The 22,262-nt window shown below is 73.0% G+C and carries 18 protein-coding genes; 8 read left to right on the top strand and 10 right to left on the bottom strand.

The genetic code is table 11. The annotated features are described in order from the left end of the window. The first annotated feature begins 12 nt into the window (after window positions 1-12). A complete protein-coding gene (locus tag KVT45_RS29950; RefSeq protein ID WP_308310905.1) occupies window positions 13-3,192 on the top strand; it encodes a BTAD domain-containing putative transcriptional regulator in 3,180 nt (1,059 codons plus the stop codon). On the opposite strand, the gene KVT45_RS29955 is transcribed toward KVT45_RS29950, so the two are convergent. Both KVT45_RS29955 and KVT45_RS29960 read right to left on the bottom strand, forming a co-directional pair. Continuing rightward, window positions 3,170-3,964 (bottom strand): ABC transporter permease, encoded by a 795-nt coding sequence (locus KVT45_RS29955; protein ID WP_217552247.1) that lies wholly within the window; start codon window positions 3,962-3,964, stop codon window positions 3,170-3,172. The genes KVT45_RS29950 and KVT45_RS29955 overlap by 23 nt on opposite strands. Next, window positions 3,961-4,926 carry an ATP-binding cassette domain-containing protein gene (locus KVT45_RS29960; protein WP_217552248.1) on the bottom strand — a complete coding sequence of 322 codons (966 nt, stop codon included), beginning with the start codon at window positions 4,924-4,926 and terminating at the stop codon, window positions 3,961-3,963. The genes KVT45_RS29955 and KVT45_RS29960 overlap by 4 nt, the downstream gene beginning before the upstream one ends. 133 nt (window positions 4,927-5,059) lie before the next feature. Here KVT45_RS29960 and KVT45_RS29965 point away from each other — a divergent pair, with 133 nt between their 5' ends. The 4 genes from KVT45_RS29965 to KVT45_RS29980 all read left to right on the top strand — a co-directional run bounded on the left by KVT45_RS29965 (window position 5,060) and on the right by KVT45_RS29980 (window position 8,298). Continuing rightward, window positions 5,060-6,025, top strand: coding sequence for a sulfite exporter TauE/SafE family protein (locus KVT45_RS29965; protein WP_217552249.1), 966 nt, complete (start codon window positions 5,060-5,062; stop codon window positions 6,023-6,025). A 79-nt stretch (window positions 6,026-6,104) separates the two neighbouring features. Next, a complete protein-coding gene (locus KVT45_RS29970; protein WP_217552250.1) occupies window positions 6,105-6,473 on the top strand; it encodes a peptidoglycan-binding protein in 369 nt (122 codons plus the stop codon). 99 nt (window positions 6,474-6,572) lie between these two features. Beyond that, entirely contained in the window at window positions 6,573-7,058 is a 486-nt protein-coding gene (locus tag KVT45_RS29975) for a cation:proton antiporter regulatory subunit (protein ID WP_217552251.1), read from the top strand. A 7-nt stretch (window positions 7,059-7,065) separates the two neighbouring features. Further along, the gene (locus KVT45_RS29980; RefSeq protein WP_217552252.1) at window positions 7,066-8,298 is read left to right on the top strand and encodes a cation:proton antiporter; all 1,233 of its coding nucleotides are present in this window, start codon (window positions 7,066-7,068) and stop codon (window positions 8,296-8,298) included. 34 nt (window positions 8,299-8,332) lie between these two features. On the opposite strand, the gene KVT45_RS29985 is transcribed toward KVT45_RS29980, so the two are convergent. Then, on the bottom strand, window positions 8,333-9,214 hold the full coding sequence (locus KVT45_RS29985; protein ID WP_217552253.1) for a helix-turn-helix transcriptional regulator: 882 nt from the start codon (window positions 9,212-9,214) through the stop codon (window positions 8,333-8,335). Between the two features lie 116 nt (window positions 9,215-9,330). Between KVT45_RS29985 and KVT45_RS29990 the strand changes: the two genes are divergently transcribed. Then, window positions 9,331-10,236, top strand: a complete 906-nt coding sequence (locus tag KVT45_RS29990; protein WP_217552254.1) for an alpha/beta hydrolase — start codon at window positions 9,331-9,333, stop codon at window positions 10,234-10,236. Between the two features lie 8 nt (window positions 10,237-10,244). Here KVT45_RS29990 and KVT45_RS29995 read toward each other — a convergent pair whose 3' ends face one another. Both KVT45_RS29995 and KVT45_RS30000 read right to left on the bottom strand, forming a co-directional pair. Continuing rightward, window positions 10,245-11,030, bottom strand: coding sequence for a TIGR03943 family protein (locus tag KVT45_RS29995; protein WP_217552255.1), 786 nt, complete (start codon window positions 11,028-11,030; stop codon window positions 10,245-10,247). Then, entirely contained in the window at window positions 11,027-12,070 is a 1,044-nt protein-coding gene (locus tag KVT45_RS30000) for a permease (RefSeq protein WP_217552256.1), read from the bottom strand. Before KVT45_RS30000 ends, KVT45_RS29995 begins: the two co-directional genes overlap by 4 nt. A gap of 171 nt (window positions 12,071-12,241) precedes the next feature. Between KVT45_RS30000 and KVT45_RS30005 the strand changes: the two genes are divergently transcribed. Beyond that, window positions 12,242-14,161 carry an NAD-binding protein gene (locus tag KVT45_RS30005; protein ID WP_217552392.1) on the top strand — a complete coding sequence of 640 codons (1,920 nt, stop codon included), beginning with the start codon at window positions 12,242-12,244 and terminating at the stop codon, window positions 14,159-14,161. Between the two features lie 224 nt (window positions 14,162-14,385). On the opposite strand, the gene KVT45_RS30010 is transcribed toward KVT45_RS30005, so the two are convergent. After that, window positions 14,386-16,194, bottom strand: coding sequence for a prolyl oligopeptidase family serine peptidase (locus tag KVT45_RS30010; RefSeq protein WP_254647553.1), 1,809 nt, complete (start codon window positions 16,192-16,194; stop codon window positions 14,386-14,388). A 231-nt stretch (window positions 16,195-16,425) separates the two neighbouring features. On the opposite strand from KVT45_RS30010, the gene KVT45_RS30015 reads away from it, so the two are divergent. Further along, window positions 16,426-17,223: an SURF1 family protein gene (locus tag KVT45_RS30015; RefSeq protein ID WP_217552257.1), complete on the top strand. Its 798-nt coding sequence runs from the start codon at window positions 16,426-16,428 to the stop codon at window positions 17,221-17,223. 44 nt (window positions 17,224-17,267) lie between these two features. Here KVT45_RS30015 and KVT45_RS30020 read toward each other — a convergent pair whose 3' ends face one another. The 4 genes from KVT45_RS30020 to KVT45_RS30035 all read right to left on the bottom strand — a co-directional run bounded on the left by KVT45_RS30020 (window position 17,268) and on the right by KVT45_RS30035 (window position 22,126). After that, on the bottom strand, window positions 17,268-18,404 hold the full coding sequence (locus tag KVT45_RS30020) for a hypothetical protein (protein ID WP_308310906.1): 1,137 nt from the start codon (window positions 18,402-18,404) through the stop codon (window positions 17,268-17,270). A 185-nt stretch (window positions 18,405-18,589) separates the two neighbouring features. After that, a complete protein-coding gene (locus tag KVT45_RS30025) occupies window positions 18,590-19,267 on the bottom strand; it encodes a SigE family RNA polymerase sigma factor (RefSeq protein ID WP_217552258.1) in 678 nt (225 codons plus the stop codon). A 511-nt stretch (window positions 19,268-19,778) separates the two neighbouring features. Further along, window positions 19,779-20,858 carry an aspartate-semialdehyde dehydrogenase gene (locus KVT45_RS30030; RefSeq protein ID WP_217552259.1) on the bottom strand — a complete coding sequence of 360 codons (1,080 nt, stop codon included), beginning with the start codon at window positions 20,856-20,858 and terminating at the stop codon, window positions 19,779-19,781. Further along, complete coding sequence (locus KVT45_RS30035) at window positions 20,855-22,126, bottom strand: aspartate kinase (RefSeq protein WP_217552260.1); 1,272 nt, start codon at window positions 22,124-22,126, stop codon at window positions 20,855-20,857. Before KVT45_RS30035 ends, KVT45_RS30030 begins: the two co-directional genes overlap by 4 nt. Between the last annotated feature and the right edge of the window lie 136 nt (window positions 22,127-22,262).

Here is a 22,262-nt window from a genome sequence, read left to right on the forward strand (position 1 = left end):
TACTCTGCACGGGTGACCATCGAGCCCCCCGAGCTGACCCTCCTGCCCCGAGTCGCCTGTCGTGGACGGGAGATCACCGCGCCCCGGCTGCGTGGGCTGCTGGCGCTGCTCGCGGAGGACCTGCGCACCGGCTGCAGCACCGGCCGGCTGGTGGAGGGGCTGTGGCCGGACGAGCTGCCGGAGCGGCCGGGCAAGGCGGTGCAGATCCTGGTGTCCCGGCTCAGGTCGCAGCTGGGTGCCGAGCTGATCCTGAGCACGCCGACGGGGTACCGGCTGGGGCTGGACGAGACGCAGGTCGACAGTTCCGCGCTGCTTGTGCACGAGGCGGCGAGCGCCGAGCGGGCGCGGGCCGGGGATCACGAGGGCGCCCTGGCGGAGGCCGGGGCGGGGCTGGCGCTGTGGGACGGGAGCGTGGGCGCCGGGGCGGACGAGGAGCTGCACGACCCGGTGGTCGCGCTGCGGGCCGGGCGGGTGCGGGCACACCGGGCGCTGGTGCGCTCCCACGCCCTCGCCCTCGCCCGGCTGGGACGGCGGGCGGAGGCCACCGCACCGCTGACCGAGCTGAACCGGGAGCTGCCGCGGGACGAGGAGGTGCTGGCGGAACTGCTGCGCTGCGAGGCCGCCGGCGCGGGGCGAGCCTCGGCGCTGACCCGGTACGACGGCTACCGGCGCCGGTTGCGGGACGAGCTGGGGAGCGATCCGGGGCCGCAACTCCGGGCTGTGCACCAGGAGTTGCTGAGTGCGGACGCGGCGCCGGTCCGGCACGGGGTGCCGCACGAGCCGAACCCGCTGCTGGGCCGGGACGCCGACATCGCCGCCGTGGCCGGGCTGCTGCGGGGCGCCCGGGTGGTCACCGTCGTCGGGCCGGGCGGGCTTGGCAAGACCCGTCTCTCGCACGCGGTGAGCCGGGCGGCCGAACAGCCCGTCGTCCACTTCGTCACGCTGGCCGGTGTCACCGACGACGACGTGGCCGACGAGGTCGCCACGGCCGTCGGCGGCGGGGAGGGCCGTCAGCTCCCGGGCGGCGGCAAGGACGCGGTGAGCGGGATCGTCGCCGCGCTCGGGCCCGGCCCCGCGCTGCTGGTCCTTGACAACTGCGAGCACGTGATCGCCGGCGCGTCCGCTCTCGTACAGGCGCTGGTGTCACGGTCGAAGGAGCTGCGGGTGCTGGCCACCAGCCGGGCCCCGCTCGGCCTGACCTCGGAGTCCGTGTACGCCCTGCCGGAGCTGTCCCTGGCGACCTCCGTCGAACTCTTCGGGCAGCGGGCGCGGGCCGCCCGGCCCGGCGTGGACCTGCCCGCCGACCGGGTCGCCGAGATCTGCCGTCATCTGGACGGGCTGCCGCTGGCCGTGGAGCTGGCCGCGGCCCGGGTGCGGGTGCTCTCCGTGGCCGACATCGCACACCGGCTGCGGGACCGTTTCGCGCTGCTGCGCGGCGGCGCCCGGGACGCGCCCGAACGGCACCGCACCCTGCGGGCCGTGGTCGAGTGGAGCTGGAACCTGCTGGAGCCCGAGGGGCGGGCGGCGCTTCGCGCGCTGTCGGTGTTCCCCGGCGGCTTCGACGCGGCCGCGGCGGAGTACGTGCTCGCCGGCACCGAAGGCGACGGCCTGGACGCGATGGACCTGCTGGAGCAGCTGGCCGGTCAGTCGCTGCTCAAGGTGGGCGAGGGCGCTGCCGGGGTGCGCTTCCACATGTTGGAGACGCTGCGGGAGTTCGGCGCGGCCCGGCGGGCGGAGGCGGGTGAGGACGAGGCCGTGACGGGCCGGTTCCTCGCCTGGGCCCGGGACTTCGGCCGGGCCCACCACGCCGGGATGTACAGCACCGACGCGCTGCTCTCCTTCGACCGCGTCCGCGCCGAGCAGGACAACCTCGTCCTCGCACTGCGGCACGCCCTGGCCCGCGCCGACGGGCCGGCCACCGCCGCCGTCACCGCCGTACTGGCCTCCCTGTGGTCCGTCGGCAACAGCTACACCCGGTTCGTCACCCTCGCCGCCGAGACCGGCGGGCCGCTGTCCCACTTCCGCCCGGGACCGGAGCACCCCGACGACGTGGAGGCGGCCCGGAGCGCGGCGGCGATATGCGCGGCCGGTCTCTTCATGGGCTACGGCCCGCACGCCGTACGCCAGCTCGTCACGCTGCGCCGCCTGCCGCCGGTACCGGCGGACACCGTGCCGCGGGCCCTGGCCGCCGTGCTGTGCGCGGTACCGGACATGCACCCGCCGCGGTACGAGCGGCTGCAGCAGCTGTGCGACGCCGGCGAGCCCCTGCTGGCGGGCATCGCGGCGGGCGTCGCCAGCTACCTGTGGGAATCCGCGTACGAGACGGAGCGCGCCCTCCAGTACGCCCGCCGGATGGTCACCGCGGTGGGGCCGCTCGGCAACCCGATCATGATGCTGCTCAGCCACGGGCGGATCGGCGAGCTGTGCCTCAAGACGGAGCGCGGCGCGGAGGCGTACGACCATCTCCGGGCCGCGGACGCGCTCGGTGACGCCGGTACCTGGTCGGACGCGATCGGCGTCCGCTACGCGCTGGTCTCCGCCTGTCTGCAGCGCGGGGAGATCGAGGAGGCGGAGTACTGGCTGGGCCGCGCCGCCCCGGACCGGCAGCCGGACTCCCCGCAGGCCTTCACTCCCGAACTGCTCCAGGCCCGGGCGGAGATCGCGCTGGCCCGGGGGCTGACCGAGGTCGGCCTCGGCCTCTGGCGGCAGGCGGCGCTCGGGATCCGGGAGGCCAGTGCGCAGGCCGCGGACGATCCCTTCCTGGACTCGTGGTCTCTCCACCTGCAGGCGGCCGCGCTCGCCGCGCACGCGCAGCACGGCCGGCTGGAGCCGGTCGGCGAGCTGGCCGGGCAGCTGCGGGAACGGCTGCTCGGGATGCTGTCCGGCGACGCTTCCGGTGCCGGGGACCTGCTGGAACTGCCGGTCTACGGCGCGGTGCTGCTCGCGCTCGGCCACGCGGGGCTGGCCTGTGGCGACACGGCGGCGGTACGGCTGCTGGCGCTGGCGGAGCAGCTGCCGGTGATGCGGGACCTGCCCACCCTCTCCTCGGCCCGGTCCCGGCAGGCGGCCGAGAACGCGGACGGGGCCGCGTACGCCGACGCGAGGTCGGGGTACGCGGCCCTGGGGCGGGATCAGCTGCGGTCGGCGGCCCGGCAGGCGCTGCACGAGCTCACTGCCGGGGCTCACGGTTGAACCGCGCCTTGGACCACAGGTAGCCCAGCACGGTCAGACCCAGGCCCCAGGCGAGGGCGAGCACCGCGTTCTTCGTGCCGATCTCGCTGCCCAGCAGCAGACCGCGCAGGGTCTCGATGAAGGGCGAGAAGGGCTGGTACTCGGCGAACCAGCGGAACCATCCCGGCATGGCGTCCACCGGCACGAAGGCGCTGGACAGGAACGGGAGCATCACCAGCGGCGTCCCGATGTTGCTGGCGCCCTCGGCGTTGGGGCTGATCAGACCGATGCCGACGGCGAGCCAGGTCAGCGCGAGGCTGACCAGGGCCATCAGGCCGGCCGCCGCGATCCACTCCACCGGCGACGCGTCGGGCCGGAACCCGATGGCGAGTCCGATGCCCAGGACCAGGACCAGCGCCATCATCGTCTGGATCACGCTGCCGACCACGTGGCCGATCAGCACCGAGGCACGGGAGATCGCCATGGTGCGGAAGCGGGCCATGATGCCCTCGGTCATGTCGGTGGCCACGGCCACCGCGGTGCCGAGCGAGGTCATGGCCGCGGTCAGGAAGAGGATGCCGGGGACGAGGTAGGCGACGTACTCGGACCGGTCGGCGTGGCCGCCGGTGATGCCGGCGCTCATCACGTTGCCGAAGACGTAGACGAAGAGCAGCAGCAGGATGACCGGGGTGAGCAGGAGGTTCAGGGTGAGGGAGGGGTAGCGGCGGGCGTGCAGGAGGTTGCGCCGCAGCATGGTGAGGTTGTCGCGGAGGGCGTAGGAAGCGGTGCTCATCGGACGGTCTCCTTGTCGGTCGAGGTCACGGGGTTGCCGGTCAGGGCGAAGAACACGTCGTCCAGGTCCGGGGTGTGCACGGACATCTCCTCGGCCTCGATGCCGGCGGCGTCGAGCCAGTCGAGGATGGCGCGCAGCTCGCGCTGGCTTCCGCCGCTGGGGATCTGCAGGGTGAGGGCCTCGTCGTCGCGGGTGGTCTCGCGGAGCGCGGTGGCCGCCTGCTCGTACGCCACCGGGTCGGTGAACCGCAGCCGTACGTGACCGCCGGGCACCAGCCGCTTCAGCTCCTCGGCGGTGCCCTCGGCGACGAGCCGGCCGCCGTTGAGCACCGCGATGCGGTCGGCGAGCTGGTCGGCCTCCTCCAGGTACTGGGTGGTGAGGAAGACGGTGGTGCCGCCGGAGACCAGCTCGCGGATGATCTGCCACATGGTGTGGCGGGAGCGCGGGTCGAGGCCGGTGGTCGGCTCGTCGAGGAAGATGATCCGCGGGCTGCCGACCAGGGTCATGGCGATGTCGAGCCGGCGCTTCATGCCGCCGGAGTAGGTGGAGGCGGGCTTCTTCGCGGCCTCGGTGAGGTCGAACCGCTCCAGCAGTTCGGCGGTGACCTGCCGTCCCCGCTGCTTGGAGAGGTGGTGCAGGTCGGCCATGAGGAGCATGTTCTCCTCGCCGGTGATCAGTCCGTCCACGGCGGAGAACTGGCCGGTGACCCCGATGGCGGCCCGTACCGCCTGGGCCTCGGCGACCAGGTCGTGCCCGGCGATCCGGGCCTCGCCGCCGTCGGCGGAGATCAGGGTGGACAGGATGTTGACCGCCGTGGTCTTGCCCGCGCCGTTCGGCCCGAGGAGGGAGAAGATCGTGCCGGCGGGCACCCGGATGTCGATGCCGTCGAGGACGGTCTTGTCCCCGTAGGCCTTGCGCAGCCCGGTGGCCGCGATCGCGAGTTCGTGTTCGTTCGTCGTCATGCGGCAGAGCGTGCGGCCGCGGCGGTTCAGCCTGGCTTCAGCCCGGTTTCAGTCGGGCGGGACGGCTTGCGAGCACTGAAACCGGCGGCGTTCCATACATTTCCCATAGGAATGGTGTCTAAGGTCCCCCACCATGGATTCCACCGTTCCGATCGTCATCGCGGGAGCCCTGGTCGGTTTCGCCGTAGGGCTCACCGGCATGGGCGGCGGCGCGCTCATGACGCCGATCATGGTCATGGCGTTCGGGGTGAATCCCACCGCGGCCATCGGCAGCGACCTGGCCGCGTCCGTGTTCATGAAGCCGTTCGGCGCGCTGGTCCACCAGCGGGCCGGCACCGTGCGCTGGGACATCGTGCGCTGGCTGCTGCCGACCGCCGTCCCGGCCGCCTTCGGCGGTGTCTTCCTGCTCCGCGCGCTCGGCGACGGCGACGACCTGCAACAGCGCGTCAAGTACGTCGTCGGTACGGCCCTGATGCTCGCCGTCGTGGGCATGCTCACCCGCATGTGGCTCGACCGCCGCCGCACCGCCGCGGACGGCACGGAAGGCCCGGAAGGCACGGGCGGCCCGGCCGGGGAGGACGCCCGTGTCCCCGTACGGCCCGTGGCCACGCTCCTCATCGGACTGGTGGGCGGGGTGATCGTCGGGATGACCTCGGTCGGCTCGGGCTCCCTGATCATCGTGATGCTGATGCTGGCCCACCCGCGGCTCAAGGCCAACCACCTCGTCGGCACGGACCTGGTGCAGGCCATCCCCATGGTGGCCGCGGCCGCCCTGGGCCACCTGCTCGTCGGCGACGCCGACCTGGGGCTCGCGGCGACGCTCCTGATCGGCGCCATTCCCGGGGTACTGCTCGGCTCCCTCGTCTCCAGCCGGGTCGCGGGATCCACCGTGCGCTGGGCCCTGGTCGTGCTGCTCACCGGGTCCGGGCTGGCGATGCTGAAGGCGTCGTCCACCGTCGTCCTGCTCGGGTGCCTGGCCATGGCCCTGCTCGGCGCGCTCACCGCCGTACGCGACCGGCGTTCGGCACACCCCGAGGCGGCGGAGACGGCGGAGACGGCCGAAGCACCGGAGCCGGCGGGCGTCCCGGGCTCCGGGTGACCGGGGGCTCCCGACTCGCGGGGGCCACCGCTCCCGCGCGACCATGGGCAGAAGTCGAGTCGCCCCTGAAGGAGCGGGCATGAGACGAAACCGACTGCTCACCTCGGCCGCGGTCCTTGGCGCGGCCGTCGCCCTGGGCCCGGCGGTGCCCCACACCGCCACGGCCGCCTCCGGCCAGAGATGTTCCTACGTGGCATCGGGCTACCGGCCGACGCTCACGTACGGCGCCACCGGAGCGGCGGTCAGACAGGCTCAGTGCCTCAGCAACGCGTGGGGCGGGCAGCCGCCCAAAGTCGCGCCCGACGGGTTCTACGGCACGGTCATGCAGAAGAAGATCGAGTGGATCCAGACCTGCCACGGCCTGCCGGCCAGCGGAGTCGTCGAGGGCCGCACCTGGCACGTGCTGTACCACCCGGCCCTGGACTGCTACGTCCCCTACCCGTCCTGAACCGCCCCCGGCCCGTCTCGCCCGCCCGCCCCGTTAGGGTGTTGTTAAAGAAAGTGCAAAGAACCATCGGGGCGAGACGACGAGACAGGGGAGACAGCCTTGGGGGCTCCACGCCTGAGCAGGACGCCGTTGCCGGGAATCGGGGTTCGTTACGACCTCGCCACGCGGGATCAGGGCAGGGTGTCCGTGGTCGCGCACCGGGACGGTTCACGGACTCTGAGCGCCTACCACCGGGACGACCCCGACGCCTGCGCCCTGTCGCTGCGGCTGTCCTCGGGCGAGACGGCGGCGCTCATCGACGCGCTGATGCCGACGCACCACAGCCCGAACCTGCTGTCCACCACCGACCTGGGGCTGGTGGCCGAGCGGATCGAACTCTCCGCCACGTCGTACTGGAACGGCCGGCTCCTTGCCGAGACCCGGATGCGGACCGACACCGGCGTCTCCATCGTCGCCGTGCTGCGCCGCGCCGAGGCGGTGCCCTCCCCCACGCCCGGCTTCCGGCTCGCCGGCGGGGACACGCTCATCGTGATCGGCACCCGTGAGGGCGTCGACGCGGCCGCCGCGATACTCGGGCGGGAGTGAGGCCGCCGTGCACGACTCCGCCGTCTTCCTGATCGAGTTCGGTGCGATCATCCTCGGTCTCGGCCTGCTCGGCCGGCTCGCCGGACGCCTCCGCTTCTCGCCCATCCCCCTCTACCTGCTGGCCGGGCTCGCCTTCGGCGAGGGCGGGCTCTACCCGCTCGGCACCAGCGAGGAGTTCGTCGCCATCGGCGCCGAGATCGGCGTCGTACTCCTTCTCCTCATGCTCGGCCTGGAGTACACGGCCAGCGATCTCGTCTCCAACCTGAAGACGCAGTACCCGGCGGGCCTGGTCGACGCCGCGCTGAACGCGCTGCCCGGTGCCGCGATGGCCCTGCTGCTGGGCTGGGGCCCGGTGGCGGCCGTGGTACTGGCCGGCGTCACCTGGATCTCCTCCTCCGGTGTCATAGCCAAGGTCCTCGGAGACCTGGGGCGGCTCGGCAACCGCGAGACCCCGGTGATACTGAGCATCCTGGTCCTGGAAGACCTCTCCATGGCCGTCTACCTGCCGATCATCACCGCCCTGCTGGCCGGCGTCGGCCTCGCGGCGGGCAGCCTCACGCTGGCCGTCGCCCTCGGCGTCGCCGGACTGGTCCTGCTGATCGCGGTCCGCTACGGCAGGCACATCTCGCGGTTCGTCTCCAGCGACGACTCGGAGAAGCTGCTGCTGGTGGTGCTCGGGCTGACCCTGCTGGTCGCGGGCATCGCGCAGAAACTCCAGGTGTCCGCCGCGGTGGGCGCGTTCCTCGTCGGCATAGCGCTCTCCGGCGAGGTGGCGGAGGGCGCCCACCACCTCCTGGCACCCCTTCGGGACCTGTTCGCCGCCGTCTTCTTCGTCTTCTTCGGCCTGCACACCGACCCGTCGAGCATCCCGCCGGTCCTGCTGCCCGCGCTCGCGCTGGCGGCGGTCACCACCCTGACGAAGATCGCCACCGGGTACTGGGCCGCGAAACGCGCCGGGATCCCGGCCAAGGGCCGCTGGCGGGCCGGCGGCACACTGGTCGCCCGCGGCGAGTTCTCCATCGTCATCGCCGGCCTCGCCGTCACCGCCGGCATCGAACCCTCCCTGGGCCCCCTGGCCACGGCCTACGTCCTGATCCTCGTCATCGTGGGCCCCCTCACCGCCCGCTACACCGAACCCCTGGCCCGCCGCCTCACCACCCGGACGAGCACCGCCCACCCCCTCCCCCTGCCGGCCCCGGCCACCCCGGTCGACGACCAGGACACGGTCGGCCGGACATGACCCGCCCGGCGAAGCCCTCTCCGGTCGTCCGGTGTCAGCGGGTGTGGGCCGTGGACGACCACTGGAGCAGGAAACGCAGGGCCTCCTGGGACGGGGAGTCGGGGGGCGGGGTGTAGGCGATGAGCTGCTGGTCGGGGTGGGTGTCGACGGAGAACTGGTGGACGTCGAGGGTGAGGGGGCCGGCCAGGGGGTGGTGGTAGGTCTTGGTGAGTTGGCGGGGGCCGCGCACCTGGTGGCCGGCCCACCAGGTGCGGAAGTCCCGGTCCCGGTCGGTCAGTTCGGCGATGAGGGCGGTCAGGGCGGGGTCGCCGGGGGCGCGGCCCGCCTCCATGCGCAGGACCGCCACGCATTCGCGGGCCGCCCGCGGCCAGTCCGCGTAGAGGGCGCGGACGTCCTCGTCCAGGAAGGTGAGGCGGATGAGGTTGCGTTCGGGCCCGGGCAGCGCCGCGAAGTCGGTGAGGAGGGCGGCCGCCCCGGCGTTCCAGGCCAGTACGTCCATGCGGCGGTTCAGGATCATCGCCGGGACGTCGGGCATCGTCGCCAGCAGCTGCCGCAGGCCGGGGGCCACCTCGGGACGGCCCGGTCGGCGCGGGGCGGCGGTGGGGGCGACGCCGGCCAGGGTGAGGAGGTACTCCCGTTCGTCCGGGGCGAGTCGCAGGGCGTCGGCCAGGGCGTCCAGGACCGGGCGGGAGACCCTGCGGGTACGGCCCTGCTCCAGGCGGACCACGTAGTCGATGCTCACGTGCGCCAGCTGGGCCAGTTCCTCACGGCGCAGGCCGGGTACGCGGCGCAGGCGGCCGTCGTCCGGCAGTCCCGCCCGCCGCGGGGTCAGGGCGGCGCGACGGGCGCGCAGGAACTCGCCCAGTTCGTTGCCGGAGGCGGGAGTAGGGGCGGGAGTGGGGGCGGCGGGGGTCATGGGGCCAGTCTCCGTCCCCGCGTCGCCCGGTGCCTGGTACTGGGTTGCACAGGCACCGGCCGCACAGGCAAGGCCCTCCCTGGCACCCGGGTGCGGGCGGCGCGACGGTGGGGGCCATGCAGACTCACGTCACCTTCCCCAGCGCCGGACTGAAGATCGCCGGCCACCTGTACACACCCGACGGCGACACCGCCGGGCCGCTTCCCGCCGTCGTCGTCGGGCACCCCGGTTCCGGGGTGAAGGAGCAGGCCGCCGGGGTGTACGCGCGGCGCCTGGCCGAGCACGGGTTCGTCACCCTGGCCTTCGACGCCGCCCACCAGGGGGAGAGCGAGGGCGAGCCGCGGGGTCTGGAGGACCCGGCCCAGCGGGTCGAGGACCTCAGGGCCGCCGTCTCCTTCCTCACCACCCGGGCGGAGGCGGACCCCGGCCGGATCTCGGCGCTCGGGATCTGCGCCTCCGGCGGGTACGCCCTCGCCGCCGCCGCGACCGACCAGCGGATCAGGGCCGTCGCCACCGTCAGCGCCGTCGACATCGCCCGTCAGTTCCGGCACGGCGCCGACGGCGGCCAGGACCCCGCCGTCCTCAGGGGCATGCTGGCCGCGGCCGCCGCGGCGCGTACCGCGGAGGCCCGCGGCGAGGGCGTCCCGGCCTTCCGGCTCTTCCCCGCGACCGAGGACGAGGCACGCGCCGGCGGGCCGCACGCCCACGAGGGCTGGGAGTACTACCGCACCCCCCGCGCCCGGCACCCCCGCGCCGCCGAGGAGTTCACCTGGAACAGCGTCGACCGCATCGCCGGCTTCGATGCCTTCCACGCCCTCGAACTGCTCGCCCCGCGCCCCCTGTTGATGATCGCCGGACGGGAGGCGGTGACCTCCTGGATGAGCGTGGCCGCGTTCCAGCGGGTCACCGGCCCCAAGGAGCTGTTCTGGATCGACGGCGCGACGCACGTCGGCCTCTACGACCGGGACGAGTACGTCACCCCGGCCGTCGCGAAACTGGCCGCGTTCTTCCGGGAGCCGTAGGGGACGGGTCAGTTGTTCCAGGTCTCGTCGTACGGGTCGGCCGGGGTCGGGATCGGCTTGGCGTCGGTGACCTGGAGGAACGGGATCGGGCCGTTGTTCACCGGGTCGCGGGTCTGCTTGGTGGTGTAGGTGCCCGTCACCTGGAGCCAGGCGTCCGGCTGCAGGACCGGGGGGATCTTGCCGGTCAGGCCCACCTTCACCGGCTGGGCGTCCGCCGCGCAGCAGTTGAGGGCCATGCGGACGAGATACGGGGTGCCGGCCGAGTCGACGGCCACGAAACCGGCGATCCGGACCTGGCGGCCGGCCAGTGAACGGCCGTGGTCGTAGACCGCGCGGCCCGCGTAGTCGACCAGGTTGAGCGGCATCGGGTCGGACTTGGGCAACTTCAGGTAGCCGTAAGGCTGTTGCAGGGCCGTGCCGGTGCGCAGCGCGCTGTAGGAGCCGAGCGCGGGCGGGGCGACGAGGATCAGGGCGAGGAGCGGAAGGACCAGCAGCCAGGAGATCCGGGGTTCCGGGTGCACATGTGCCTCGTGCTGCGCCTCGGGCTGTGCCTGGGACCGCGCCTCGGGCTGTGCCTCGTGCTGTGCCTCGGACGCGGCCTCCTTCCGGGCGCGGGCGCGCTTCCACTCGTACCACGCCGTCGCCAGCGCCGAGACGATCAGGACGGCGCCCGCGGCCAGCACCAGCGGCTGCAGGCCCGCCTTGACGTAGCGCAGGTAGAGGTTGGTCCCGCCCGCGTGCAGCAGGGCCGCGCCCACCAGGAACATCACCGCCGCCTGTGCCTGCCGGTTCACAGCAGCACCGCCCCGGTCAGGACCGCGCCCGCGATCGCCGCCACGAAGGTGGCCGGGGCGAAGCGCAGGGCGAAGCCGCGGCCGAAGGTGCCCGCCTGCATCGCGAAGAGCTTGAGGTCGATCATCGGACCCACGATCAGGAACGCCAGCTTCGCGGTGAGCGAGAACTGGGTCAGGGAAGCCGCCACGAACGCGTCCGCCTCCGAGCAGATGGACAGGAGCACGGCCAGGATCGACAGGGCGAAGATCGCGACCACCGGGTTGGCGGCCGCCGTACGCAGCCACTCCGCCGGGGCCACCGCCTTCAGGGTCGCCGCCGCCATCGCGCCGAGCACCAGGAAGCCGCCCGCCTGCATGGTGTCGTGCCGGACCGAGGACCAGAACGCCTCCCCCTTGGTCTCGCCCTCGTGGTGCGCGTGCGCCGGCAGGCGCAGCCAGTCGGTGCGGCCGAGCCGCTGCCACAGCCAGCCCATCGCACACGCCACCAGCAGGCTGCCGGCGAACCGGCCCACGACCATCTCGGGGTTGCGCGGGAACGCCACCGCCGTCGCCGTCAGCACGATCGGGTTGATCGCGGGGGCGGAGAGGAGGAAGGCGATCGCCGCGGCCGGGGTGACGCCCCGGCGGACCAGGGCGCCGGCCACCGGGACCGACGCGCACTCACATCCCGGGAGGATCACCCCGGCCAGCCCCGCCACCGGCACCGCCAGTGCGGGGTGGCCGGGCAGGGCGCGGGCGAAGAAGGAGGGCGGGACGAAGACCGCGATCGCCGCGGAGAGGAGCACACCCAGGACGAGGAACGGCAGCGCCTGGACGACCACCGCGACGAACACCGTCATCCAGCTCTGCATCACCGGCGTCGACAGCGCGCCGCGCACCGGCCCCTGGAACACCACGACCACGAGGAGGAGCAGGGTCAGGGCCAAGGGGGAGTTGAGGTGCCAGCCCTCCTGGTCGGGCGGGGTGCGGCTGCCGTCGGCGCCGGGGGTCCCGTCCTCGGGCGCGGCCCCGGGCGGGGCGGCTTTCTCGGTGATGGCCACGGGTCGGATACCTCCGGCACTTCGGTCAGATCGGGGATTATGCTCCCTCCCCTTCCCTACGGGCGGTCAGGGGTGGCTGTTCACTTCGTTGCTGGAACCATGCGTCCCGTTGAGGCAGTCTTTTCCCTTGTGGCGAGCGTTCCGTATCAAGGTGGTGGCGGCCCGGCCCAGATGGTGGTGTGCGGGGACGACGGGCTCGCGCACCGGCTGGCCGCCGAGTTGCGCACGGTCTACGGCGAACAGGTCACCCTTGTCGTGCCGCCGAACGTGCGCATCGCCCGGCCGCCGGTCGTCGGACGCGCCCGGGCCGCCTCGGCCGCGCTGTTCGACCGGGTGGTCAGTGCGACCGTGGGACGGACGGGCGGCAACGGTGGCAACGGCGGCGGGAACGGGGGCAGTGCCGGCGGTACCGGTGTGGTCACCGGTACCGGTGAAGGGCCGCGCGGGGAGCGGGTGCTGGAGGCCGTCGAGGCCAGTGAGGCGGTGCTCGCCGAGGCGGGTGTGGAGCGGGCCGCAGCGCTCGCGCTCGTGTACGACGACGACGAGACCAACATCCGGGCCGCTCTCACCGCCCGCCGGCTGAATCCACGGCTGCGGCTCGTACTGCGGCTTTACAACCGGCGGTTGGGGCAGCACATCGAGGAACTCCTCGACCAGGCCGCCGCGTTGGCGATCGGGGACGCGGACGGCAGCGGGAGCGGCGCGGTGGGGGACGCCTCCACGATCGTGCTGTCCGACGCCGACACCGCCGCGCCCGCGCTCGCCGCCACCGCGCTCGCCGGGCGCGGCAAGGTCATCCACACGGAGGGCCTGGTGCTGCGGGCGGTGGACCTGCCGCCGGGTGCCGTCGCGGGGCAGGACGCCGCCGAACGGGGGCTGTTCCCGCTGGCGTTGCTCTCGCCGAACAGCACCGGGCCCGAGCCGGCCGAGGGCGGCCGGGAGCGGGGGCCGCTGCTGCTGCCGGACGGGGAGCAGGTACGGGCGGCCGCGGGTGAGCGTGGCGTGATGGTGCTGGAGCACGTGTCGTCGTCCGCGGGGGCGGCGGAGCCGGCCGGGCGCGGGGTCGGGGTCGTACCGCCGCTCGCCTCGCTGTTCTCGCGGCGGCTCAGGTGGTCGCTGGCCGGGAGCGTGGGGTGCGTGGTCGCGCTCGCTGTCGCCTTGTCGGTGGTGACGGGCATCCACCCGGTACGGGCCTTCTACTACACGCTCCTCGACCTGTTCGCCATCGACGATCCCGCGATCGGGGCGTCGCTCGGCCGGCAGATCCTCCAGCTGCTGACGGGGCTGGTCGGGTTGCTGCTGCTGCCGGTGCTGCTGGCGGCGGTCCTGGAGGCGCTCGGGACCTTCCGGACCGCTTCCGCGCTGCGCAAGCCGCCTCGGGGGCTGGGTGGGCATGTGGTGCTCCTCGGGCTGGGGAAGATCGGTACCCGCGTGCTGACGCGGTTGCGGGAGCTGCACGTTCCCGTGGTGTGCGTCGAGTCGGATCCCGAGGCGCGCGGGCTGGCGGTGGCGCGGCGGCTGCGGGTGCCGGTGGTGCTCGGGGACGTGACCCAGGAAGGGGTGCTGGAGGCCGCCAAGATCCATCGGGCGCAGGCGCTGCTCGCGGTGACCAGCGCCGACACGACGAATCTGGAGGCCGTGCTGTACGCGCGGTCCGTGCGGCCCGATCTGACGGCGGTGCTGCGGCTGTACGACGACGACTTCGCGACCGCCGTGTACCGGACGCTGCGGGCGGCGCATCCGCACGCCGTCACCCGGAGCCGGAGCGTGTCCTATCTGGCGGCGCCGTCCTTCGCGGGGGCGATGCTGGGGCGGCAGATCCTCGGGGCGATTCCGGTGGAGCGGAAGGTGTTGCTGGTGGCGGTGGTGGAGGTGAGCGGGCATCCGCAGTTGGAGGGGCGGACCGTGGAGGGGGCGTTCCAGGCGGGGGCCTGGCGGGTGCTGGCGCTTGAGGGGCGGCCGGGGGTTGCGGCGGGGGAGTACGTGTTGCGAGGTGGGGACCGGGTGGTGGTGGTCGCCACCCGGAGGGGGCTGGCCGAGTTGTCCGGCCGCCGATCCTTGCCCACCCACCCACCCGACTCGCTCGGTTGAGAGGCGGGGGTGGGTGGGTTGCGGTGGCGTGAGTCCCCGCGGGTGCGTCGTGGCTGATCGCGCAGTTCCCCGCGCCCCTGACGGGGCGCTTGAGGGCTGCATCCTCGACAGTGCCCCGCGCCCCTGACGGGGCGCTTGAGTATCGCGTGTCCAGCAGTACCCGGCGGGGTTGAAATCCTCGCTCCTTCACGGACCGAGTCGGGTGGGTGGGTGGGAAAGATCGGTCAGTCCGTCGGCGCTGTCGCCGTAGGCATGAGGTGGCGTTCCGCGAACTCCATTTCCAGGCGGAGTTGCTTGATGCGTTCGTCCACCACCAGGGAGCCGTGGCCCGCGTCGTAGCGGTAGACCTCGTGCGGGGCCGAGCGGGCTGCCAGGCGGTTGACGTAGTTGTCGATCTGGCGGATCGGGCAGCGGGGGTCGTTGAGGCCGGCCGAGATGTAGACCGGGGCCTTGACGTCGTCGACGTAGGTCAGGGGGGAGGAGGCCGCGAAGCGGTCGGGGACCTCTTCCGGCGTGCCGCCCAGCAGCGTGCGGTCCATCGCCTTCAGTGACTCCATCTCGTCGTGGTACGCCGTGACGTAGTCGGCGACCGGGACGACCGCGATGCCCACCGCCCAGGAGGCGGGCTGGGTGCCCAGGCCGAGGAGCGTGAGGTAGCCGCCCCAGGAGCCGCCGGTCAGGACGAGGCGGTCGGGGTCGGCGAGGCCGGACTCGACCGCCCAGTCCCGGACCGCCGCCACGTCCTCCAGCTCGATCAGGCCCACCCGGTGCTTCAGCGCGTCCGTCCAGGCCCGGCCGTAACCCGTGGAACCGCGGTAGTTGATGCGGACCACCGCGTACCCTTGATCCACCCAGGCCGCCGGGCCCGCCGCGAAGCTGTCGCTGTCGTGCCAGGTCGGGCCGCCGTGCAGGTCGAAGACGGTGGGGAGGGGGCCGACGGCTCCGGCCGGCTTCTGGATCAGGGCGTGGATGGGGCCGCCGGGGCCCTCCACCCACGCGTCCGAGACCGGGACCGACGGCGGGCACTTCATCCCGGGCGGGTCCAGGACCACCTCGCCGGTCGTCGAGCGGACCACCGGCGGCTCGGCGGCCGACGACCAGAGGTACTCGACGGTGCCGTCGGGGCGGGCCGTGGCCCCCGAGACGGAGCCCGGCGGGGTCGGGATGCGCGCCAGCTCGCGCGTGGCCAGGTCGTAGCGGAACAGGTCGCTGCGGGCCTTGTGGCTGTGCGCGACGAGCAGCGCGCTGCCGTCCGGGTACCACTCGGCGCTCACGTCGCCCGGCAGGTCGAGGGTCAGGTCCGTCTGCTCGCCGGAGACGACGTCCCAGACCAGGGGCTCCCAGCGGCCGCGCCGCTGGTGGCCGATGAGCAGGCGCGGGTCGCCGTCGACCGGGGCGAAGCCCAGCACCTCCAGGCCCAGTTCCTCCGTGCCGCCGTCGGTGTCGTCGAGCTCGGCGAGCGTCGTACCGTCCGGACGGAGCACGCGCAGCGCCGAGTGCATCGCGTCGCCGTGCTCGGTGTGCTCGATCGCGATCAGCGAGCCGTCGTGGGAGAGGTCGCCGACCCCCGCCGACTCGGCGTGCCGGTAGATCTCCAGCGGCTCCTCGCCTGTTCTGGCCAGGAAGATCGTCGTACCTTCGTCGTCCGTCGACCGGCCCACGACCGCCGTACGGCCGTCCCGGCCCAGCGCCAGGCCCGAGGGGTACGACGGGTCCAGGCCCGGCGTCGCCTCCTCGTCGGCGCCGCCGCCGAAGGGCTGGCGGCGCCAGACGCCGAACTCGTCGCCGTCCTTGTCGTCGAACCACCAGATCCACGCGCCGTCCGGGGAGAGCAGCCCGTCCGTCGTGCCGTTCGGCCGGTTCGTCGCCTGGCGCTGCTCCCCGCTCGCGCGGTCCCAGGCGTACAGCTCGTACGTCCCCGTCGCGTTCGACACGAACAGGGAACGGTCGGGGGCGTCCTCCGCCCAGTCCGGCAGGGAGACCCGAGGGGCGCGGAAGCGCTTCTCCCAGTCCGGCATGTCGCTCTCACTCATGGCCGCAGTCATGGCCCCATACTGCCCGTCCCCGCCCGCAAAGCGTCGAGGAGTGTCCGCGGCCTGTGGATAACTTTGCGAACCTCCAGGTAGACGTCCGGGCCGACACCCGCCCGGCAGACCGGCCGACAGACCGGGCGACAGACCGCCCGGCAGACCGGCCGGCAAGCCCGCCGGGACGCGCCCACCCCGCCCGTAAACCGCCATGAACCGCCCCGTACCGTGGACGGCGTGTACCGCTTCCTGCTGACACCCCGCTGGTGGGGCATCAACGTTTTCGTGCTGCTCGCCATCCCGTTCTGCATCTTCATGGGGTCGTGGCAGCTGAGCCGTTTCGAGGCGCGTGTCGAGGCGCATCGCAGCGCCGACAAGCAGGTCGAGACGGCGAAGACGGAGGCGGCCCGGCCGCTCGCCGAGCTGCTCCCCGTGGACCAGTCGACCTCCGGCCAGCGGGCCACCGTCACCGGCCGGTACGCCAAGCAGCTGCTCGTGCCCGACCGTCAGGTCGACGGGAAGAACGGCTTCTACGTCCTGACCCTGCTGCGCACCGACTCCGGCAGGGCCCTGCCCGTCGTGCGCGGCTGGCTGCCCGGCAAGGCCGACGCCGCCAAGGCGCCCGCCCCGCCCGCCGGCGAGGTCACCGTCACCGGCGCGCTGCAGGCCTCCGAGACACCGGGGGACGACGGCGTCAGCAACCAGGGCGGGCTGCCGTCGGGGCAGACGGCGGCGATCAGCGCGGCCTCACTCGTGAACCTGGTGCCGTACCCCGTGTACGACGCGTGGATCACCCTGGACAAGGCCGACTCGGGGATGACGGCCGTGCCGGCGACCGCGCCGGACAACTCGGGGCTCGACCTGAAGGCGTTCCAGAACCTCGGCTACACCGGTGAGTGGTTCGTGTTCGCGGGGTTCGTGGTGTTCATGTGGTTCCGGCTGCTGCGCCGCGAGGTGGAGTTCGCCCGGGACGCGGCGCTCGGCCTGGTCCCGGACCCGGACGAGGAAGCCCGGCAGCCGACCGCCGCCGTCTGACCGGAGTCCGGGCGCGGCCGGCTGCGGCGGCAGACGGCCGCCCGTCACACCCCCGGCAGGACCCCGGTCCAGTAGACCGTCCCGGCGCAGGCGTTCGCCACCGTCGCCGAGCCGGTCGGGGACCCGGCCTGCGGGGTGTACGAGACCGCGATGCTCCCGTCGGCCGTGCCGTCCTCGGTGAGCATCTGGGTGGTGGTGCCGTCCGTCCCGGACGTGGTCGTACCGGCGCTGCTGCTGGCGCCGTCGGACGGGCTCGGGGAGGCCGTGCCGCCGCCGTCGGTGCCGCCGGTGTCGGTGGAGCCGCCGGTGCTGGTGCCGCTGGTCGGACAGGTCGCCGAGGGGACGAAGCCGAACTTCTCCTGGTAGGACCCGCCGGGCGCCAGGATCAGGCCGGTGAGCTCGGTGGTCGGGTCGGGCAGCCCGGCCGCCGCGTCGCCGGAGGCGTGCCGGACTACCTGGATCTTGGTGGAGTCGGCCGCGCCCTGCGCGAGGAAGGCCACGCTGCCGGGGCCGCCGACGGTGCAGCTCGTCGTCGAGACGTTGACGACGCTGAAGGTGCCGTAGACGACGCCCGCCGAGTCGGGGGCGTCGACGGTGGACGTCGGGGTGCCGAGCTGCGCGGAGGTGCAGACGGGGGCGCTGCTGGCGGCGCTGGCGGTCGGGACGACCTTGGTGCCGGAGCCGGCTCCGGTGCTCTCGCTCTTGCCGCCGTCCTTGGCGCCGCCGGGGCTCTCGCCGGTGGCCTGGCCGCTGGTGCCGCCCGCGGTGCTGGAACCGCCGTCCGGGTTCTTGCCCCCGGTGGCGCCGCCCTGCGCCTGGGAGGCCTGGCCGGCCATGGAGGTGTTGGGGTCGGTGCCGCCGGAGTTGGAGACGTGTATGAGGGCGGGGATCGCGGTGCCGATGAACAGGGCCGCGGCCGCCATGCCGACGGCGGCCTGGCGCTTGCGGGCCCGGCGGGCGGGCACCGCGCGGCGCAGGTGGTCGAGGGAGCCGTCGCGCGGGGCGAGGTCGTCGACCGCGGTGTGCAGCAGCCGGCGCAGGGCCAGCTCGTCCGCGTCGAACCCGTCCAGGGCTTCGGGGCCGTCGGCGCCGGCGCCGAAGCCGGGGCCGAGCCCGCTCCGGAGCCCTTCAGGGCCCGGTCCCAGGCCCTCGGGGCCCTTTTCGTCGGGGCCGTGGTTCACAGTTCCGTTCCCAGCGTGCGATTGCGTGTGCTCTTGCTCGTGCTGCCGTGGCGTCGGCTCCCCCGAACCGGGCCTCGGACCGGGCCCGGAACCGGGCCTCGAACCTGGCTCATGACCATGCGTCGGCTCGTGCCAGGCGTAGGGCTCGTGGCGATCATGTGAGTCGCCTCCCTCGGGGCTGTCCGTCATACCGTCGACTCCATCGCCACCCGCAGCGCCGCGATGCCTCGCGAACCGTACGCCTTCACCGAGCCCAGCGAGATGCCGAGCGTCTCGGCGACCTGGGCCTCGGTCATGTCGGCGAAGTAGCGCAGTACGAGGACCTCGCGCTGGCGGCGCTGGAGGCCCTTCATCGCCTTGATCAGGTCGCGCCGCTCCAGCTGGTCGTAGGCGCCTTCCTCGGCGCTGGCCGCGTCCGGCATCGGCTTGGAGAGGAGCTTGAGGCCGAGGATGCGGCGGCGCAGCGCGGAGCGGGAGAGGTTGACGACCGTCTGGCGCAGGTAGGCCAGGGTCTTCTCCGGGTCCCGGACGCGTTTGCGGGCGGAGTGGACGCGGATGAACGCCTCCTGGACGACGTCCTCGCAGGAGGCGGTGTCGTCGAGGAGGAGCGCGGCGAGGCCGAGGAGCGAGCGGTAGTGCGCCCGGTAGGTCTCGGTGAGGTGGTCGACGGTGGTACCGGCCGCGGCCGGCGTCTCGTCGGCGCCGTCGCGCTGGCTGGGTATGCGGGTGGGCCGCGCTGCGGGCATGGGCGCGATCACCGGCATGCCGCCGGGCGCACCGGGCATGCGGGGGCGCAGGCCGGCGCGGGGCGGCCGTAGGGCCGTCGCGCCGCGGGGCGCACTGAGTTCGAGAACCTCTGCCACGCCAGTTGGACACGTCTACCCCCGCTGGGGTTGTACGTGCCGGGCATCACTTTTACGTCGGGCGTGTCGGACGGGCACCCGCCGAGCCCGCCGGCAGCGCGCACGCCGGATCCGCCGGGTGGGCCGGCCGGCGTGGTCGGCATCGCTCCACGCCTGTCCGGCAGCACACCCGACGGTGCCTCAATTGCCGTCATGCGACCCGCTCTTCCCCTATATCCCATTATGAACGGGCGTCCCCACGCCCCGATCACGGCGTCCCCACGCCAGGATCATGCGTCCCCGCGGCCCGAAGGCCCGATTGCGTAAGCGCCCGGTAAGACAGGCGACCGCAAAGACGCTCCCCGCCGTCCGCATGGTTGCGGAGGACGGGGAGGAAAATCTTCGAACGCCGGGGGGTCGGGGTTCAAGAGGTTTGGACCATGCTCCGGGACACATTTCTTACGCAGACCCTACCTGTGGGCCCGCTCCCACCCGGAGCGCCTACAGGGCGTTTGCCGTGGTCACCGGCTGTTCACACAAAATCCGCCGTACCTGAACGGCCGGTCAGTTCCGCCGCCACCAACTCGGCGATCTGCGCGGTGTTCAGAGCGGCCCCTTTGCGAAGATTGTCCCCGCAGACGAAGAGTTCCAGCGCGGTCGGGTCGTCGAGCGCCCGCCGCACCCGCCCGACCCACGTCGGATCCGTGCCCACCACGTCTGCAGGGGTCGGGAACTCGCCGGCGGCCGGGTTGTCGAAGAGGACGACACCCGGGGCCGTGTCCAGGATCTCCCGGGCCCCGTCGACCGTGACCGCGCCCTGGAACCTGGCGTGCACCGTCAGGGAGTGGGTGGTGACCACCGGAACCCGCACGCACGTCACCGCGACCGGCAGCTTCGGCAGTCCGAGGATCTTGCGGGACTCGTCCCGCACCTTCATCTCCTCCGACGACCAGCCGTCCTCCCGCAGCGACCCGGCCCACGGGACGACGTTGAGCGCCACCGGCTCCGGGAACGGCCCGGTGAGGTCCCCGACCGCCCGCCGCACGTCACCGGGCTTGGTGCCCAGCTCCGTACCGGCGACCATCGACAGCTGGGCCCGCAGCGTCTCCACGCCGGCCCGCCCGGCCCCGCTCACCGCCTGGTACGACGACACCACCAGCTCGCGCAGCCCGAACTCGGCGTGCAGCGCGCCCAGGGCGACGATCATCGACAGGGTGGTGCAGTTGGGGTTGGCGATGATCCCGCGCGGCCGGTTGCGGGCGCAGTGCGGATTGACCTCGGGGACGACCAGCGGCACCTCGGGGTCCATCCGGAAGGCCCCGGAGTTGTCCACGACGACCACGCCCCTGGCCGCGGCGACCGGCGCCCAGCGCGCGGACACCTCGTCGGGTACGTCGAACATCGCGACGTCGATCCCGTCGAAGGCCTCCTCCGACAGCGCGACGACCTCGACCTCGGCCCCGCGCACGGTCAGCTTGCGACCGGCCGAGCGCGGGGTCGCGATCAGGCGGATCTCGCCCCAGACGTCCGCCCGCTGGGACAGGATCTGGAGCATGACCGTGCCGACGGCCCCGGTCGCCCCCACGACCGCGAGCGCCGGCTTGGCAGTCATCGGCCGGTGCCTCCGTAGACCACGGCCTCGTCGGTGTCGGAGTCCAGACCGAAGGCGGTGTGCACGGCGCGCACGGCCTCCGGCACGTCGTCGGCGCGGGTGACGACCGAGATGCGGATCTCGGAGGTCGAGATCAGCTCGATGTTCACGCCGGCGTCGGACAGGGCCTCGAAGAAGGAGGCGGTGACGCCCGGGTTGGTCTTCATGCCCGCGCCGACCAGCGAGATCTTGCCGATCTGGTCGTCGTAGCGGAGCGAGTCGAAGCCGATGCCCGACCGGTTGCGCTCCAGCGCGTCGATGGCCTTGCGGCCCTCGGTCTTCGGGAGCGTGAAGGAGATGTCCGTCAGGCCGGTGGCGGCGGCGGACACGTTCTGCACGACCATGTCGATGTTGATCTCGGCATCGGCGATGGTCCGGAAGATGGCGGCGGCCTCGCCCGGCTTGTCGGGCACACCGACGACCGTGACCTTGGCCTCGGAGGTGTCGTGCGCGACACCGGAGATGATGGCCTGCTCCACCTTCTTGTCCCCAATCGGCTTGCTGCTGACCCACGTGCCCTGCAGTCCGCTGAAGCTGGACCGGACGTGGATCGGGATGTTGTAGCGGCGGGCGTACTCCACACAGCGGTGGAGCAGCACCTTGGAACCGGAGGCGGCGAGCTCCAGCATGTCCTCGAAGGAGATCCAGTCGATCTTCCGCGCCTTCTTCACCACGCGCGGGTCGGCGGTGAACACACCGTCGACGTCGGTGTAGATCTCGCAGACCTCGGCGTCGAGCGCGGCGGCGAGCGCCACGGCCGTCGTGTCGGACCCGCCGCGCCCCAGCGTGGTGATGTCCTTCTTGTCCGCGCTGACGCCCTGGAACCCGGCCACGATCGCGATGTTGCCCTCGTCGAGCGCCGTCCTGATCCGCCCCGGCGTGACGTCGATGATCCGGGCTTTGTTGTGGACCGAGTCGGTGATGACGCCTGCCTGGCTGCCGGTGAACGACTGGGCCTCGTGGCCCAGGTTTTTGATCGCCATGGCCAGCAGTGCCATGGAGATACGCTCTCCGGCGGTCAGCAGCATGTCGAACTCACGCCCGGCAGGCATCGGGGATACCTGCTCGGCGAGATCGATCAGCTCGTCCGTCGTGTCGCCCATCGCGGAAACGACGACAACCACCTGGTTGCCGTTCTTCTTCGCTTCCACGATTCGCTTGGCGACGCGCTTGATGCCCTCGGCATCGGCAACGGAGGAGCCTCCGTACTTCTGCACGACAAGGCCCACGTGCGCTCCTCGCTCGGTTTGTTTGTGTCGGCTCAGTTTAACGAGCGTCCGAATTCCACCAGCGCGCTCCCGCATGGTGAGACGTCGGCACTCGCCACCGGAACCTGCCCAGCGAACGGCACACCACGCGGAAAGT

It is taken from the genome of Streptomyces sp. GbtcB6 (assembly GCF_019091475.1).
Classification (GTDB): domain Bacteria; phylum Actinomycetota; class Actinomycetes; order Streptomycetales; family Streptomycetaceae; genus Streptomyces; species Streptomyces hyaluromycini.